Below are 16399 nucleotides of genomic sequence, written 5' to 3' on the forward strand. Positions count from 1 at the left end.
AATGCCCTCCGAATTGGGCTTCCCCTTCCGACCGCGATGAAACTGGCGTTGCACTATGCCGAACGTTCCGCGCCAGCTCCCGTCCCGGCCATTGCCCGAGAAGGCAAATCAAACGTACCTCGGCGACACCGGACTGCAAACCACTTGGGCGGAAGGTCAACTCTGAAACCAGCCATCTGTCCGATCTCGCTCCGGCTACTAGATTAGCGTTTTCTTGGTTCGAATCATATCAGGCGGCGTCGGCGAGTTTGTAGGACCACGTGTGGATGACCGGATGGCGATTGACGTCGTCGATACCGGCCATGATGCGCTCCTTGAGTTCGTGTTTTGAGGCCACCCGGATGTGGCGGAGGACTGAACGGGCGAACTTGGAGAAGAATCCCTCGATGAGATTGAGCCATGAGCCGTGCTTGGGCGTGAAGGTGAGCTCGAAGCGCCCGCTTGGTCGAGTGGCGAGCCAGGCTCTGGTTTCTTGCGAGATGTGCGCGGAATGATTGTCGAGGATCAACTTGATCGCAGTGTTCGGCGGATAGGCGTCATCGATAAGCCTGAGGAGTTCGACGAACTCTCGACTGCGATGGCGATCTTTGACAAGGGCGTGGACCTTGCCGGTGAGCAGATCAATCCCAGCCAACAGGCTGAGCGTGCCATGGCGTTTGTATTCATGATCGCGCGCAAAGGTGGCGTGGACGCCAGGCTTGGGTGGCAAATCCGGCGCCGTCGTTGCGATGGCCTGGATTCCCGGCTTCTCGTCGCAGGAAACGATCGTCACCGGTTTTCCCCGCTTCTTCTTTCCCTTGGCAAAGGCTTTCTTCAGGACTTCGACTTTCCGATAGACGCACAGGACCTCCGCCATCTTCTGTTCGAACTCGGCGTCGCGATTTTCAAGATAATAGCGCACCTTGTGCGGCTTGATTTCCTCTTGACCGAGGATCTTGCACACCGTTCCCTGGACCAAATTGGCTAAACACGCATGCCCCGCCGCCGGCCCTTGTTCACGCGCATGGCGCGCCAAGAGCCGCGTCGTCCACAACTCATGTGGATAGCCGTGGTCCTTGGCCTTGTCGCAGGCCAGCGACACCAACCAGGCTTTGGCCTCAGGCGTGATGGTTGGTTCCTTGCCCGGTCGCGGGCGATCGTCGAGGGCTGCCAGTGGGCCATCGGCCGGCGCCCGCTCGACACAGCGCTGCACCGTCTGATGATGGACCCCAAGTCTCTGGCCCACCGCGCAGAACGAAGGATTTTCCCGATACGCCAGCAGCATCTGCGCCCGCGACACGGCTCGCCAGTTCGATCCTCGACCGCGAAAGCGTCGTCAAGGTCGCTATCTCTTCATCACTCATTGCCAATTCGACCGCTCGCCGCCATCCTGCCATGATACAGCTCCTCGTTTCGCCGACCGCAAACGAGGAATCCGCCAACAGCCTGTCCGTTCCACCAATTCAGCCTGCTCCATCAGCCCAGGTTTCATGGAATCGGTCGTCTAGACAGCTTGTTTGATCAATAATTGGAAAGCACCGCAGTATTAGCAATATCGACGCTCTACCGAGATAGACCGATCTGTCAACGGACCTTCGTTGTTAACGCTAGGTACGATCGTCGAACCCGGCACCGTTCGCAATTTGCATCAATGCTGGCTGACTCGGCTCCGAGCTCGCTGGCAGGATTACTGGAGTTTGAAGCACGATGGCGTGACGATGTGCCGAGTAAGGGCAGATTTGCGCGCCTGACTGAGTCCAACGAAGATCGGTCTCGCGCTGACGCACACTTGCGCGATACAGCGGCGGGCCGAAACTTTGATTGTTAAGCTCCTGCGTAACAATCAACCGCGCGTTTGGCCCTCCAGATTCGGTTCGAATCTCTAGCAGGGTGCTGAAAAAGCTGATTGCGGGAGCGATTTTCTCAATGAGCGCGACGAGGCGACGGTCGATGAGGTCCGAACGGCGTCGGACGCCGGGTTCTGGTTGCCGTTTTTCGTCATTTTCGATGCTCCAGACGGATTCATCCCGTCGCTGCCAGAATTTTGGGGATGCGAACGAGATTGTAGGCGGTTGCGGTCAATACAAAGAACCACTCCACCAAGCCTCGGCCTCGATGACGGGTCTTGCGCAGCCCGCCGACCGTCTTGATCCAGCCGAACGGCTCCTCGATCCGCTTTCGCTTGATGGTGCTGATGCGATAGCCGGGATGGCGGGTGGTGCGCGCATCGATCGCCGAGCGGCGATTGGCATTGTTCTGGGAGACATGCGGGGTGCAGCCGCGCTCGCGACAGCCCGCGACGAAGTCGGCAGTGTCGTAGTTCTTGTCGCCCCCCACAGTGCTGCCAGGGTGGGCATTATCCTCGATCATGTCGAGCGCGGTCGTCCGTTCAGCGGTGCCGTTGGCCTCGGTCAGTCGCGCATCGACGATCAGCCCGTTGCGGTTCTCCGTCATCAGATGACCCATGTGACAGAGCTTAGCTTCCTTGCCAGCGCCCTTGCGGAACAGCCTGGCGTCCGGGTCAGTGGTCGAAGAATGCGTGTCATTCTTACGCTTTTGGCCGTGAAAGTTGCGCTCGGCATTGCGCCCGCCGCCGCCCTTGTCCGCAGGTGGTTTGCCGTCGTCATCCTTCGGTACAAAGCTCTTCATGCTGGCCCAGGCCTCGATCAAGGTCCCGTCGACCGAGAAGTGCTCGCTCGACAGCAGCTTGCTCACCTGCGGCAGGTTGAGAACGCTTGTGAAAAACTTTGCCGCGATATCGCCGTCGAGCAGCCGATCTCGGTTCTTGCAGAATACGGTCGCGTCCCACACCGAATCGTCCGCAGACAATCCGACAAACCAGCGGAACAGCAGATTGTAGTCGAGCTGCTCCATCAACTGCCGCTCCGAGCGCACCGTGTAGAACGCCTGCAGCAACAGCGCTCGCAACAGCCGCTCCGGCGGGATCGACGGCCGTCCTTCGCGGGCATACAGCCGATCAAACGACCGCGACAAATCCTTAAGCGCCGCATCAACGAGCTCCCGGATCGCTCGCAGCGGATGGTCCGTCGGGATCCGTGTCTCCAGCCGCACGTAGCTGAAAAGGTGTTCCGCATGCTTATCTTCGCCGCGCATCCAGGTCCCCAATCCAAAGGAATCAAACGCATGCACAGAATCACACTCCAGCCGACTCACGAAACGTCTTTTTCAGCATCCTGCTAGTGCTGTGGCCTCTAGCCGAGCGATCTGTTCAGGAGCTCCCTTCACCAGCTTCGCGTAGGGCGCTTTCCGTGATCTTACCGCCAAGCTCAAGAATTACTCGCGCAGCATCTCACCGCGATGCCGCGTTCGGGGAAAGCCGAGATCATATTCATCGCAGCTTCCTATAGGAGTTCGCGAGAAGACAATCATCGTTACTCGCCGAGAACAGAGCAAAACGAACCTTCGTTACAGTAACGTATGAAAAGCAGGTCGGTCCACTTGCCGCGATGCCTTCGTCTGCCAAGGAATAGCGCAGTTCGATCGGTGGCGATCAGCGAGTCCTCCTTCCTAGAACCGGCGTGTGCACTCATCTAGACATGCGACTAATTGCCTTCCGGGACTGCGGCCTTCTTACAGAGGCGCGTCAACCATCGACAAAAAGCACGAGCGATGTCGGGGGTGTCACTGCGATCGACAGCATAAGCCCGATATTGCATGCCGCTGGGAGTCCGTGATCCTGGTATCACATGCAGAACGCCCGCGCGCACGAGATCGCTGACAATGATCTCGGGAACTACCAGAAGGCATTTTCCTGTCATGACCGCCGGTAGGGCAAGGTAATTGTGATCATATCGCGCACCCGACTTTATATCTCTCGAGCTCAGGTTCATCGCTCGTAGCCATGTAGGCAGTATGTCGGGGCGCGATGTGATGTTCAGAATCGGCATCGATCGAACAACTGAGAGCATTCTGCCATTTACGTGGTTTGGTGCGCCCACACAGACGAGTTGCTCATTGTAGATTTCCCAATCGTCTGCCGGCTCGATGACAGAAAGGTCGCGCGTAATCAAGATGTCGAAATCATCGGAAGATGTCGGCGGAGACAATGAACTAACCACATCCACAATCACGCCGCCCATCTCAACGGAGAATGCCTGAAGGTTCGGAATTAGAAAAGAATATGCGAAGGTCGAAAGCGACGTGCGAACCACAATCCGATTGGCGTCCGGAGGATTCCGCCGACGCATTCTTTTGGCGGTGAAGCACACTGTATCTAGCGGTTCCGCGACGGTGTTCGCGAAAAGCCTGCCGAATTCCGTCAATTCGCTCCGACGACCGCGTCGTTGCACGAGGTCTGTCCCTAGGTATGCTTGCAGCACGGCCAGGTAGCGGCTGACCGAGCTCTGGGTCGCTCCTAATGCGCTCGCCGCGCGCGTCACGCTTCCTTCCCGCGCGATCATCACGAACGCTCGGATTGCGTTGAGCGGCACTTCATCGTCTTGGGCAGCCATCTTCTGCTCGGGCAAATTCCTGAAATCTCCGTCAGCTTTCATTGGCAGACCATTCCAAAATGGATGTTCCATCACATTATTCGATTTTTATAGCCGGATTGCTGCTTATTAGCGACTTCCACGCGCGAAATCGGATTCCGGCCTCAGCCGATAGGACCGGTGCGTTGAAAGCGTTTTACTGAGACGCACCTTAAGGCGCGCGTGAAGCGGTCGGCGCGATAGCTCTTCTTGCAGTCGACACTCCACGGCTTTCTGAATGAGAAAGCCGTTAACTCAATTTTCCGATCAAGGGCGCGCCGAGATGGCGCCTGAGCGTAGCTAAGGAGCTATCTATTACGTTAGAAATTCGATAGTCACGGCTTGATGAAATGATGTTTAGCGAAGGAAGCGAGCTTCAGCTGCCTTAACCTCGTCCATCTTTTGAAGTCTGAAAATCTCTTCGACCGGCAGAATGTCCTTATGGACGTTCTGGATGCCGCCGTCGGCCATGATCCTGCGGAAGGTCTCTTTCATGGCTGTTGCAGCAGCACGGATGCCGTAGTTGCCATAGATCATCATGCGGATATTGCCGAGCGCCTTGACCCGCCCAGCATCGAGATCCGGGTAAGCGTTCGGCACGACCACCAACGGAACCGTTCCGGTCCAGGCGCGCGAAAAGCTTACGATTTCCGAGGGATCCTTCTTTTTCGAATGGATCAGGATCAGGTCGGCGCCAGCATCCTCATAGACCTGTGCCCGATGCAGGGCTTCTGCTTCGCCGCCCCCTGCGATCAGAGCTTCGGTGCGGGCGATGACGAGAAAATCTGGGTCCCGTCTTGTCGCGACCGCGGCTTTGATCTTGCCTTGAAACTCTTCAATTCGCAGCAGCTCCTGGCGCCCGTCGGCAACAAGGCTCGTTACTTTCGGAAAGGTCTTGTCCTCGATAACGACCGCGCTGGCACCGGCCCGCTCGTATTCCCCGACGGCATGGATGACATTGATCGCATTGCCATAGCCCGTATCGATGTCGGCAACGACTGGCAGCGTCGTGCGTCCGGCGATCGCCCGCAGCATATCGAGATGCTGTGTCATCGAGATGAGGCTCATGTCCGGCAGCCCGTAGAGGGCTGATAGCTCGAAGCCGGAGGCCCAAAGACCATCAAATCTGGCTTCTTCAGCGAGGATCGCCGAAAGCGGGCTATGTGCGGCCATGATGTGGACAAGGCCGGTCTCGGCCATGCGGGCGCGGAGGCGTTTGGCAGGCGACATGGGAGATCTTTCAGGTCAGCGCCGCACAGGCGGCAATGATGGGCGTCGCAAGCGCGGACGAGATCCCCGGCGGACGAGGCCTAGGAAATGCGGATATGCGGCCAGGCCATGGTGCCGGGCACAATTGCCACGCCAAAGACAGCGAGCAGATGCATGGCGAAATCGCAGCCGGTTAGGATCACCTTCCTTCCAGAGTGTGCTTGCGGATAACACCTGCGCAGAGAGAACGCACCGTCGGGAACGTCGCACGATGCCCCTCGTCTTGGCTGGGCTTCTGCGCCCGTCCTCGGATAGCGCCTCCATGGCAGCGCATTGTGAAATTGAACTGCTCTGCGAGTACATCTGGGCCTCGATCGGGTTTACGGCCCTGCTCAGCGCCAGAAGCCCTGCGCCATAATCAATCCGCGCCCCGCTCATTCCATCGGCCATGGACACCCCGTTGACTAACAGCGTGCGCCCATACAAGTCCGGCGCGACTGCGGCCATCGTAGCGAACTCTCCTCATAGGTAAGCTTTGACAGATGTCGTCTTGCACCACCTGGATATCGCGGAGCGGCTCGATTCCTGCGGCCTGTTGTATTTCGTCCGCCGGCGTGGATAGCCCGGATGCCGCCCTCGCAAATCGGGGACGGCGTATCGAAATCCGTTCGGCCCACCTAAGTGTGCTCACATCAATGCCTTGATCGCACAGCAAGGCGGCGCGAGCCGTCATAACTCCGCTTCAGAGGAGCGGACGAGCTGAGCCGTTCTGCAACGAGAGCCAAGACCGAATACCTCCGCATTCCGAAGAATGGTTTTAAAGAGCCTCTAATCGCTTTCAAACGTTCGAGCCAATCGGGCTATCGCCTTATTGAGTGAAATGATCGAAGAATATGATCTCATCCTAGCAATCGTCCGTCAGGTCTTTTTGCCGCGCGCCTCATCCAGTGGAAGAGGATTCGCATGAGGATCGCGGTCACGATTGACCGTATAGGCGCGTTCCTGCATGCCGGCGAGGAGCCGCGCGTGCGACGGCGACAGCGTGAACGCCGCTACACATCGCATGTTCGCAAGCTCACATCGACTTTTTTGATGATCGTCATTCCGCCGTAGCAATTCGAGCCTCTAAGGTCTCGCACATGAGCGAGCACTTCCAAGCGCAATACGCGATTTAATGGTCGAGTCGGGCGTCCGCATTGATCGACAATCGTGTGCTTCTCTTTGCTCGTGATGGGCGGTCTTGGCACTGCCAATTTGATTTTTTCAGGAGACAGTGATGTCCCCTATCGACCTGACACGACGGCAAGCCCTGACTGGCGCTCTTGCGGCAAGCATGTTGGGCAGCACGCGCATCAAGGCCGCCGAGGGCGACGTAAAGAATTCGCGTCGCCGGCTGAGAGTCGCAATGTCCGGATTTCCTAACACATTCGATCCCGCCATTGCGACTGACACCGCCATTCGCCGCATCATGCCGCAGCTTTTCGATACGCTCATCGCATTCGATCACACCCGTGGCATGGCGCTGCGGCCAGCGCTTGCTGAACGTTGGGAGCGGATCGATGCGCAGTCGCTGCGGCTCTCGTTGCGCAAGGACGTGATCTTCCATGACGGAAGTCCGCTGACGGCCGAAGATGTCGCGTTCAGCCTCGGCCCCGATCATCTGTTAGGACCCGGACGGAGCGGAATGTCCGAGGCGCTGCAGTCGCTCGATAGGCTTAAGACCGTGCAGATCGTCGATCCCTACACCATCATCGTGCACGCCCAGGGCGGCGACGCCCTCCTCGAGCAGCGCCTTGCCGCCTGGGGATCGGAAATTGTCAGCAAGCAGGCCTTCACGGCGGCAGGCTCGTGGGAGCGCTGGACGGCGGCCCCTGTCGGCAGCGGCCCGTACAGGCTCGTTGGTCACAAGCTCGACGTCCATGTCACCTTGGCCGGGCATGACGCCTATTGGGGCGGGCGCCCGCCATTCGATGGTGTCGAGTACCGGATCATTCCTGAGCTCTCCGCGCGCGTGAACGGTCTGCTCGCCGGCGAGATCGACCTCATCACCGACATCCCGCCGGACCAGTTCGCAGGTATCCAGAAGCGCCCCGATCTGGAGGTTTTGGGCGGTGCTGTGCAGAATATACGCTCGCTCGTCCTCGACCAGTCTGATCCGGTACTAAAGGATGCGCGGATTCGCCGCGCGATGAGTCTGGCGCTCGACCGCAAGCTGATCGTGGAAAGCTTGTGGGAGAATCGGCTCCCGATCCCCAATGGTTATCAGCTGCCAAGCTATGGGGAGGGCTATATCGAAGATTTCCCACCGCTTGCGTACGATCCCGACAAGGCTAGGCAGCTGCTCGCAGCCGCAGGTTACAAGGGTGAGCGGATCACTTATCGGCTGCTCAACAACTACTACCCCAATCAGGTGTCTGGCGCTCAGACGATGATCGAGATGTGGCGTGCCGTAGGTCTGAACGTCAAAATGCAGGTGATGGAGAATTTCGCCCAAATCCAGCGGCAGCCAGTGCATGCGATTTACGACACGTCCAACACCGCGCTCTTTCTCGATCATCTCGGCCATCCCTGGCGCGAATATGGCCCGAACGGCACGCTGCCGAAGCGGGGCGGCATCTGGCGGAACGAAGAATACTTCGTGCTGGGCGCGAAACTTCAGGAGACGGTCGAACCCGATAAGCGCCGGACGCTCATTCGGCGCATGCTGGAGATCGTCAATGACGTCGATCCACCCTGCGTGATTCTGCATGTGTCTGGCCAGTTCTACGGCAAGCGCCGCGACGTGCCATGGTTGCCGGGGCTGATGCTCGACCTCAACTTTGGCCCGTTCAATCAAGCCCTGACCCGGACACGAGCTAGATGACGGACACCGCCAATCCGCCATTACGCGACACGCAAGGAACTGAAAGGCCTCCGATGGAGCCGATCGTCGAGATTGTTGATCTGCGTGTCGCCTTTGACGGCCTGCCGGTGCTGCACGGCGTCGACTTCAGCATCAGGCGTGGCGAATCGGTGGGTATGGTCGGTGAAAGCGGCTGCGGAAAATCTGTGACTTGGCTAGCGGCGCTCGGCCTTTTTGCCGCAGCGCGCCCGGACAGCGGGCAGCGTGAGGCTGGCTGGCGAGGAGCTTCTTCGTGCGCCAGCGTCTTGCCTCGACAATGTTCGCGGCGGCCGCATCGCCATGATCTTTCAGGATCCGGCAAGCGCGCTCAATCCCGTCCACAAGGTGGGCGACCAGATCGCCGAGGTGTTGCGGCTCCATCGCGGGCTGGAGCGGCATGCCGCAAAGGCTGAGGCTCGGCGCCTGTTCGACCAAGTCGGCATTCCGGACGCAGCGCGTCGACTCGATGCCTACCCGCACGAATTCTCCGGCGGGCAGAACCAGCGCATCATGATCGCCATGGCGCTGGCGGGACTGCCGGATGTCTTGATCGCAGATGAGCCGACAACGGCTCTGGATGTCACTATCCAGGCGCAGATCCTTGAGCTCCTGCAGCAGATCCAGCGCGAGACAGGCATGGCACTTGTCTTAATCTCACATGATCTCGGCATCGTCGGCGAGGTGTGCGAGCGCGTCCTCGTCCTTTATGCCGGGAGGGTCGTGGAGGAGGCACCCGTCGATCGCCTATTTGCTCACCCGTCCCATCCTTACACACGGGGTCTTATTGGAGCCCTGCCAAGCCTGGAGGCGCCGCAGCGCCGGCTATCGGCAATTCCGGGTGTCGTTCCGAGTGCGGCCGATCTTCCATCAGGCTGTGCCTTCGCTGCCCGCTGCGAGCTACGGGTCGAACGATGCGCCCAATGGGCCGTCGAGCTTTCTTCCGTGAGCGATCATTGTGGTCACAAAGCCGCTTGCCTGCATCTGGCAGGTCAATTCGCGGCCACCGAGGTAGTGGCCGCATGATGGCTGCGCCCCTCCTGCAGGCGGACGGGCTCGTCCGCCACTACCGCCTACGACATGGCATGTTCGGTCATTCAGCCACGGTTCGGGCTGTCGATGGTCTTTCTCTCTTGCTGGAGAGCGGCGAGACGCTCGGACTGGTTGGGGAATCTGGCTGTGGTAAATCCACGACCGGCCGACTCCTGATCGGCCTGGAACGGCCGGATGCCGGCACCATCAACTTTGCCGGCGAGACTATGCCGCCCGAAGGCCATGCTCGCTGGCGGCGTCTCAGAACGCGTATTCAGATGGTGTTTCAGGATCCGCTCGGAGCGCTCGATCGGCGCCTGACGATTGGCACTCAGATCGCAGAGCCTCTCGAAATTCACCGGCTCGGCTGCAAGAGCGAACGTGCGGAGCGGGTTAACGTGCTGCTCGCAGACGTCGGGCTTAGGCCAGATCACGCCGCGCGCTATCCGCACGAGCTCTCTGGAGGCCAGCGACAGCGCGCTGTCTTGGCGCGGGCACTTGCCACGGATCCGGACCTTATTCTCTGCGATGAACCGGTCTCAGCGCTCGATGTCTCGATCCAGGCGCAAGTGATCAATCTTCTTGCCGACCTGAAGGACCGTCGGCGCATGGCGATGATCTTCATCAGCCATGACCTGCGCGTGGTGCGGCAGATCAGCGATCGTATTGCTGTGATGTATCTCGGCAGGATCGTTGAAGAAGGCTTGTCCGACTTGGTCCTGCGGGATCCTTTGCATCCCTATTCGCGAGCGCTCGTCTCCGCCGTGCCAGTACCGGGGCATCGCCGGGAGCGCACAATTCTACGGGGCGATCCACCCAACCCTGCTGCGCGGCCGAGCGGTTGCACCTTTCATCCGCGCTGTCCGGCAGCACTCCCTCTGCGCGCAGATCGTGCCCGAGCTCAAATTGGCCGGAACGGGACGGCGGGTCGCCTGCCACATCGTTAATGGTCTCGGTCAGGAAACTGAGGACGCAATCTGATGGCGCGATTCTTTGCGGTCCGGCTAGCGCGCGCGCTGCTCACCATTGCCATGGTGGTCACCTTCGCCTTCATCGTGCTGCGTGCCTCAGGCGATCCCGCGCGTGCGATGCTCTCGCCGGAAGCCCCCGCCGCGGCGGTCGAGGCCTTTCGCAGGGCCTGGGGTCTCGATGCGCCACTCTGGGTCCAATTTGCGAAATATCTTCTCGCCATCGTTCATGGAGATCTCGGCCAATCGATGCGCGACGGGCGCGGCGCCGTCACGGTTGTTGCCGAGCGTATTCCTGTGACGCTGATGCTCACGGTACCAGCCCTTGTGCTCAATCTCCTGCTCGGTATCCCGGCCGGGATCTACGCAGCCCTTAAGCGCGACACACTCTCGGACCGTCTGGTCATGGCACTGGCGGTGGCAGGATTCACCGTCCCCTCCTTCGTCCTTGGCCTTTTGCTCGTACTTGCCTTTGCGGTCGAGCTGAGCTGGTTTCCCTCCGGGGGGACAGGCAACTTGCGCCACATGGTGCTGCCTATCGTCACACTTGGCCTGGGCGGCGCGGCCGTTCTTGCCCGCTTCACTCGTAGCGCGATGCTTGAGGTGCTCGGGCAGCCCTATATCAGGACTGCTAGCGCCAAGGGCGCACCATGGCATAGAGTTGTGACCGGCCATGCACTGCCCAATGCCGCCATTCCGGTCGTGACCATCGTCGGGTTCATGGTCGGCAATCTCATCGCAGGAACGGTGCTTGTCGAAAGCGTGTTTTCCTGGCCGGGTCTGGGCAGCCTGCTCGTCGTCTCGGTCGTGAGCCGCGATCTTGCTGTGGTGCAGTGCATCCTGCTCATCGTGGCGGCTGCCATGATCGTGACCAACCTCGCTGTTGACTTGCTTTACGGCGTGCTCGATCCGCGTCTGCGCGATACCTCCTACCCGGCAGGAGGAGCCTAGATGTCGGACATCTCCGCTGGACAGGTCCCATCGCCTTCGATGACGCGGAAACTGTTGTGGCGGCGCGATCGCGCCGTCCAGGTCGCGATCCTCTGGCTGGTTCTCATGCTGGCTATCGCCGTCTTCGCAGATCGCCTGGCTCCTTACGACTACGCGGCGCTTGATCTTCGCAACCGGCTCGCTGCGCCCATAGCCTTCGGCGGCAACGTCACACATCTGCTCGGCTCGGATGAACTGGGCAGGGATGTGCTGGCGCGCCTGCTGATATCGATTCGCATGAGTCTTCTCATTGCCTTCGGCGCCGCCTTAATAGGTGCCTTCGTCGGCACCCTGCTCGGCTTTCTGGCCGCTCATTTCCGCGGCTGGGTCGAGCAGCTCATCCTCGCGTGCGCTGATTTTCAGGCAAGCATGCCATTCCTCATTTTGGCGCTCGCAGTGCTTGCCTTCTTCGGCAATTCTCTGCCGCTGTTCGTAGCTCTCCTTGGCCTCCACGGCTGGGAGCGCTATGCTCGCGTCAGTCGGGCGCTTGCTATGAGCTCGACCGCGCAGGGCTATGTGATGGCTGTACGCCAGCTCGGCGCAGGACCATGGCGCCTCTATCTGCGCCATGTCCTGCCGAATATCGCCTCCACCTTGATCGTTACCATGACGCTCGCCTTTCCGGAAATCATCCTGCTCGAGAGCGGGCTCAGCTTCCTCGGTCTTGGCGTGCAGCCGCCGCTCACCTCACTTGGCAACATGGTCGGCTACGGACGCGACTATCTGACCCGTGCACCGTGGATCCTCGTGCTGCCCTCACTAGTCATCTCGCTCACGACGCTGTCCATCTCACTTCTCGGAGACTGGCTGCGCGATCGACTCGACAAGACATTATCCTAATGGCTTCTGTGACCAATCCTGCCCGACAACGACGGGTCATTCTGGTAAGCTTCGACGGGCTTCGTCCCGATCTCATCAGCCCGGCCACAACGCCGCATCTTGAGAGGCTACGGCGCAACGGCGTCACGCTCGCTCGGCACCGCACCGTGTATCCGAGCGAAACGCGGGTCGCCATGCCGAGCCTGGTTACCGGCACGTCTCCGGGACGCCACGGCATGATAGGCAACAAATATCTCGATCGCACGTCGGCGCCCTCGCGCTATATCGATACGGCCGATGATCGGCTCATTGAGGCGCTCGATAGCGCCAGTGGCGGACGTCTCATGGGGGTGTCGTCACTTGGTGAAATCCTTGCCGCTCACGGCAAGACGCTCACGGTGCTCGCCTCGAATTCTGCCGGCACCACTTGCCTACTCAATCACAAGGCGCGCTTGCTGGGCCATTTCACCGTCTCTGGCCATTATAAGCGCCTCGCCACTTCTCGGCCGCTTCTCCAGGCCCTCGAGGCTCGGCTCGGCCCGTTCCCACCGCCGCCGCCTCAGGGCACGCCCGATCTGGCCTCCCAGAACTTCCTGACCTCGGCTTTGCTGGACATGGTCTGGCCCCAGCTTCGGCCCGACGTCGCTATCCTGTCCTTCGCAGAGCCCGATAATTCGTCTCATTATTGCGGAACAGCCGAGACGCGAACCTTGGAAGCCCTCTCTTGGGTCGACAATCAATTCGGCCGCGTGCTGGACTGGTGGGAAGCGGAAGGCAGGCAGCAAAACGTACATCTCGTCGCGCTCTCCGATCATGGCCATGTGACGGTTCACGCGCATGCTGATGTGCAAGGGACCCTGAAAGCTGCTGGATTTCGGTGCGGCCCTGCCCCGGGGCAAGATGTAGACGCGGCTCTCGTTCCTGGACAGGTGGGCGCCATCTATCTGGCCGATCCGTCCGTGAGGAACATTCGACGGGCCGTGGCAGCCATGACCGAGGCGCCCTGGTGTGGACCGATCTTCACCGCCGGCCACAATGAGCTCGACGGCGTGGCACCCGGCAGTTTCGCGCGCCAGCTTGTTATGATGGATCATGCCCGGTCTGGCGACATCCTGTTCTCCTATCGCGCAGACGACCAACTCGATCCATTCGGTATCGTTGGCCGGAGCTGGTCTAATGACGCGCCAATCGGTCTTGGAGTCCATGGCGGGCTACACCCGAGGGAGATGGCCTCATTCGGCATTCTTGCCGGGCCTGCTTTCCGCTCCGACAGCATTTCAGAAATCGCCTCAGGACTCTGCGACATCGCACCGACGATTCTGCATCTCCTGGGGATTGCCGCGCCAAACGGAATGGAAGGACGGGTTCTCACAGAAACGTTTGCGGCAGCGGCGGATATTGCGCCTGCTTCGATCGTAGAGACTGTGCATGAAGCAAGTACCCCCGCCTACCGCCAAACCTTACGCCGCGTTCAGGTAGAGATGGCCACTTACATCGATGGCGGTTGGGCCACTGGCACCCCGTGACAGATAGTTGTTGTCGAATGTTATGGATTTGCGAGTCGCCACCAGGAATTTGGTTTAAACATACAGGACCCTGTCACTATGCAGACAAGGTCCGGCTTCGAACGTTGATGGCACGCACATCTGTCCCCCATCGGATGTCTTGCACAGAATGAGCAGTCTAAACGAGGTATGCGATCTGATTGCCGCGTCCCGTGAAATCATGAGGATGGGGAAATAGGGCTCGCGCCCACAATGAAGGAAGAACACCATGACACCCGCTCAGGGAAGCACCGTTCGGAATTGTCGTCCAACTTGGAGAGCTCTGGTGCAACGGCGGGCCGACTTGCGGACATTGGATGTGCATGATGGGCACGGCGTACTGGTCATGAGCAGTTCGAACTGCGACCCGGGCCGGTTGAAACCGTCCCGATCTCATGTCGTAGCACAGCGGCTCCTAGGAGCCTGTCCAGTTAGCTTTGGGAAGGCAGTTTTATCTTGATAATGGCGGCTCAGGCGGCCCTTGCGAGCTTGACGAGGTTGTGAGCGGTGCAGATGAGCGCCCATTCTGCGCTGACCTTTTCGATGCCGCGCAGCAGGAATTGCCTGAACCCTCTTGCCTGTTTGATCTGTCCGAAGACGGCTTCGACGATCTGCTTGCGCAAGCGGTAGCGACTTCGGTAGCCGGCGCGCTTGAGCTTGGTGCTCATCCTGGCGATCAGCGAGCCGGGTCTTGAAGCCTTTTTCGCGGTGGCGGATTTGGTGCCGTGCTTCTGCCTTCCGGTGGCGATGTAGCCCTCGATGCGCCGCCGTTTGATCGTGCGAAGATTGGTGTCGGAGCAGTAGCCGGCGTCGGCCGATACTTCGTCGGGATTGGTCCCCAGATTGGCCCTGATCCCGTCGAGCAACGGCGCCAGTTGCGCCTGATCGCTGGAGGAACTGGTCAGCGTCTGCGCCACGATGATCTGATGGGCACCATCGACCGCGGCCTGGGCGTTGTAGCCCTGGATGTAACCGTCCTTGGTCTTCAGGATGCGGCTTTCCGGGTCGGTGAAATTGCGTTGCGCCTTGCCGTCGGGCTCCGTGTTCGGCGGCGCGGACGTCTTGCCGTTCTTTTGCCCCCTTCGGCGATGCGGCGCTCCTCGGCTTCGGCCCGCGCCTTGCGCTCCGCCTCGGCTGCGGCCTTGGCTTCGGCCTCCAGCGCGGCCTTGGCCTCGCGGATCTTCTCAAGCCGCTTCTGCTTGTCGGCCACCCAATCGGGCATCTCGTCGCCGCGCTTGTCGCCGTAGAGCTTATCCTCCTGCGCATCGGCGGCCTCCGCCGCCTTGAGCCAGCGGTCGACCTCCGCTGCAAGCTCCGCTTCCCGCTTCTTCATGCGATCATAGCTCATCGCCTTGTGCTTGGACGCGTTCGCCTTGATCTTGGTGCCGTCGAGCGCAACGTGCCCGAGCTTCACCAACCCGGCCTTCTCGGCCAGCTGATGCCATTGGCCTACCCCTTCCGATTTCCAAACCTGAGTGGCGCGAACTCCACGAGCGACTGGTTTGTTCGAATGGCCTTACCGAAGGCATAATCTATGTCCAGGTAACTCGAGGCGCAGCCGAGAGGGAGTTCACATTTGGGAAGAATATTACCCCGCTGATCTTTGGTTTCACTCAAGAAAAGCATTTGTGCACGGGAGAACGGTTGCAGAATGGTGTCTCCACAGAGCTCGTTGATGACTTGCGCTGGAAACGCAGAGATATCAAGTCAACGTCTCTCCTTGCCCAGGTCCTAGCGAAACAACACGCTTCCTTGAAAGGTGCGGCAGAAGCGCTACTGCACGAAGACGGGATAATCACAGAGGGTGGATCGACTTCCGTGTTTGCTGTTGATCGCGACGGTATTCTTCGCACTCATCCACTTGGAGGATCCATTCTTCCCGGCATTACCCGCGGCGTTGTACTCGAACTTGCGCGCAGCAATTCAATCGAGCTATTGGAGCAACCGATTGAGCTGGATGCGTTGTTCGAAATGCGGGAAGTATTCCTAACGGGTTCGACATACTTTGTCGTACCGGTCGTTAAGATTGGTAGTATACAAATCAACGACGGCCTGATTGGCCGCCCTGTAACAAAAAGACTCCAGAAGCTCTACATCGATCGCGCAAGGGCCCTTCGCGTTGCTGGCGTATAGCGTCGCTATCGGCAAGGTGCGGCACATGCTGGTATTCAGCTTCCGATGGTCAGCTGTTCAAACATCGGGCACCGAAGCGGTTGAATAGACCTCCCGGATCCGTCGCTTCTCAGCCGTCCGGCGCAGCTCTGGAAAACGAGAAGTGCAGGTCTTGCGAAGAGATGCGAGCTCGGCGCGAGTCTTGCAGGATCCGGTCAGGTCGCCTTTGCGCTGCGCCAGAGGCCCGCCATCGCCTCGCGAGCTCTAACTACTCAATCAGCCGAGCGGGGCGGCAAAGCCGATCGCTCTCGCGCAGCCAGGTTGGTCTGCGGTCATCTGCACGCGTCTCGTCAGTCATCGGTAGTTCCTCAAGCAGGC

12 protein-coding genes and 2 pseudogenes are annotated in these 16399 nt (G+C 59.7%); 8 read left to right on the forward strand and 6 right to left on the reverse strand.

Features of this window, described 5'->3' with window-relative positions:
- Positions 1 to 229: 229 nt before the first annotated feature.
- The 4 genes from ACFXS9_RS21065 to ACFXS9_RS21080 all read right to left on the reverse strand — a co-directional run bounded on the left by ACFXS9_RS21065 (position 230) and on the right by ACFXS9_RS21080 (position 5669).
- Positions 230 to 1279: an IS630 family transposase gene (locus ACFXS9_RS21065; protein WP_392691749.1), complete on the reverse strand. Its 1050-nt coding sequence runs from the start codon at positions 1277 to 1279 to the stop codon at positions 230 to 232.
- A gap of 722 nt (positions 1280 to 2001) precedes the next feature.
- Positions 2002 to 3093, reverse strand: coding sequence for an IS5 family transposase (locus tag ACFXS9_RS21070; RefSeq protein ID WP_392691744.1), 1092 nt, complete (start codon positions 3091 to 3093; stop codon positions 2002 to 2004).
- Positions 3094 to 3542: 449 nt separating this feature from the next.
- Positions 3543 to 4451: a LysR family transcriptional regulator gene (locus ACFXS9_RS21075; protein WP_392699904.1), complete on the reverse strand. Its 909-nt coding sequence runs from the start codon at positions 4449 to 4451 to the stop codon at positions 3543 to 3545.
- A 375-nt stretch (positions 4452 to 4826) separates the two neighbouring features.
- The gene (locus tag ACFXS9_RS21080) at positions 4827 to 5669 is read right to left on the reverse strand and encodes an isocitrate lyase/phosphoenolpyruvate mutase family protein (RefSeq protein WP_392691752.1); all 843 of its coding nucleotides are present in this window, start codon (positions 5667 to 5669) and stop codon (positions 4827 to 4829) included.
- Between the two features lie 972 nt (positions 5670 to 6641).
- On the opposite strand from ACFXS9_RS21080, the gene ACFXS9_RS21085 reads away from it, so the two are divergent.
- The 7 genes and pseudogenes from ACFXS9_RS21085 to ACFXS9_RS21115 all read left to right on the forward strand — a co-directional run bounded on the left by ACFXS9_RS21085 (position 6642) and on the right by ACFXS9_RS21115 (position 13891).
- Entirely contained in the window at positions 6642 to 6791 is a 150-nt protein-coding gene (locus ACFXS9_RS21085; RefSeq protein WP_392691755.1) for a hypothetical protein, read from the forward strand.
- Between the two features lie 355 nt (positions 6792 to 7146).
- Positions 7147 to 8541 (forward strand): ABC transporter substrate-binding protein, encoded by a 1395-nt coding sequence (locus ACFXS9_RS21090; RefSeq protein ID WP_392691758.1) that lies wholly within the window; start codon positions 7147 to 7149, stop codon positions 8539 to 8541.
- A 53-nt stretch (positions 8542 to 8594) separates the two neighbouring features.
- Positions 8595 to 9582 (forward strand): annotated as a pseudogene (locus ACFXS9_RS21095) (ABC transporter ATP-binding protein).
- Positions 9582 to 10569: pseudogene (locus ACFXS9_RS21100) on the forward strand (ABC transporter ATP-binding protein). Before ACFXS9_RS21095 ends, ACFXS9_RS21100 begins: the two co-directional pseudogenes overlap by 1 nt.
- On the forward strand, positions 10569 to 11507 hold the full coding sequence (locus ACFXS9_RS21105; RefSeq protein ID WP_392691760.1) for an ABC transporter permease: 939 nt from the start codon (positions 10569 to 10571) through the stop codon (positions 11505 to 11507). The pseudogene ACFXS9_RS21100 and the gene ACFXS9_RS21105 overlap by 1 nt, the downstream one beginning before the upstream one ends.
- A gap of 39 nt (positions 11508 to 11546) precedes the next feature.
- Positions 11547 to 12386, forward strand: a complete 840-nt coding sequence (locus ACFXS9_RS21110) for an ABC transporter permease (RefSeq protein WP_392699906.1) — start codon at positions 11547 to 11549, stop codon at positions 12384 to 12386.
- Positions 12386 to 13891 carry an alkaline phosphatase family protein gene (locus ACFXS9_RS21115; protein WP_392699908.1) on the forward strand — a complete coding sequence of 502 codons (1506 nt, stop codon included), beginning with the start codon at positions 12386 to 12388 and terminating at the stop codon, positions 13889 to 13891. The genes ACFXS9_RS21110 and ACFXS9_RS21115 overlap by 1 nt, the downstream gene beginning before the upstream one ends.
- Positions 13892 to 14379: 488 nt before the next feature.
- On the opposite strand, the gene ACFXS9_RS21120 is transcribed toward ACFXS9_RS21115, so the two are convergent.
- Positions 14380 to 14901 (reverse strand): transposase, encoded by a 522-nt coding sequence (locus ACFXS9_RS21120; RefSeq protein ID WP_392699910.1) that lies wholly within the window; start codon positions 14899 to 14901, stop codon positions 14380 to 14382.
- Positions 14895 to 15326, reverse strand: a complete 432-nt coding sequence (locus tag ACFXS9_RS21125; RefSeq protein ID WP_392691763.1) for a hypothetical protein — start codon at positions 15324 to 15326, stop codon at positions 14895 to 14897. The genes ACFXS9_RS21120 and ACFXS9_RS21125 overlap by 7 nt, the downstream gene beginning before the upstream one ends.
- 44 nt (positions 15327 to 15370) lie before the next feature.
- On the opposite strand from ACFXS9_RS21125, the gene ACFXS9_RS21130 reads away from it, so the two are divergent.
- Positions 15371 to 16042, forward strand: coding sequence for an aminotransferase class IV (locus ACFXS9_RS21130; protein ID WP_392699912.1), 672 nt, complete (start codon positions 15371 to 15373; stop codon positions 16040 to 16042).
- The last annotated feature ends 357 nt before the right edge of the window (positions 16043 to 16399 follow it).

The organism is Bradyrhizobium sp. RDI18, from assembly GCF_043203335.1.
In the GTDB taxonomy this organism is placed as follows: Bacteria; Pseudomonadota; Alphaproteobacteria; order Rhizobiales; family Xanthobacteraceae; genus Bradyrhizobium; species Bradyrhizobium retamae.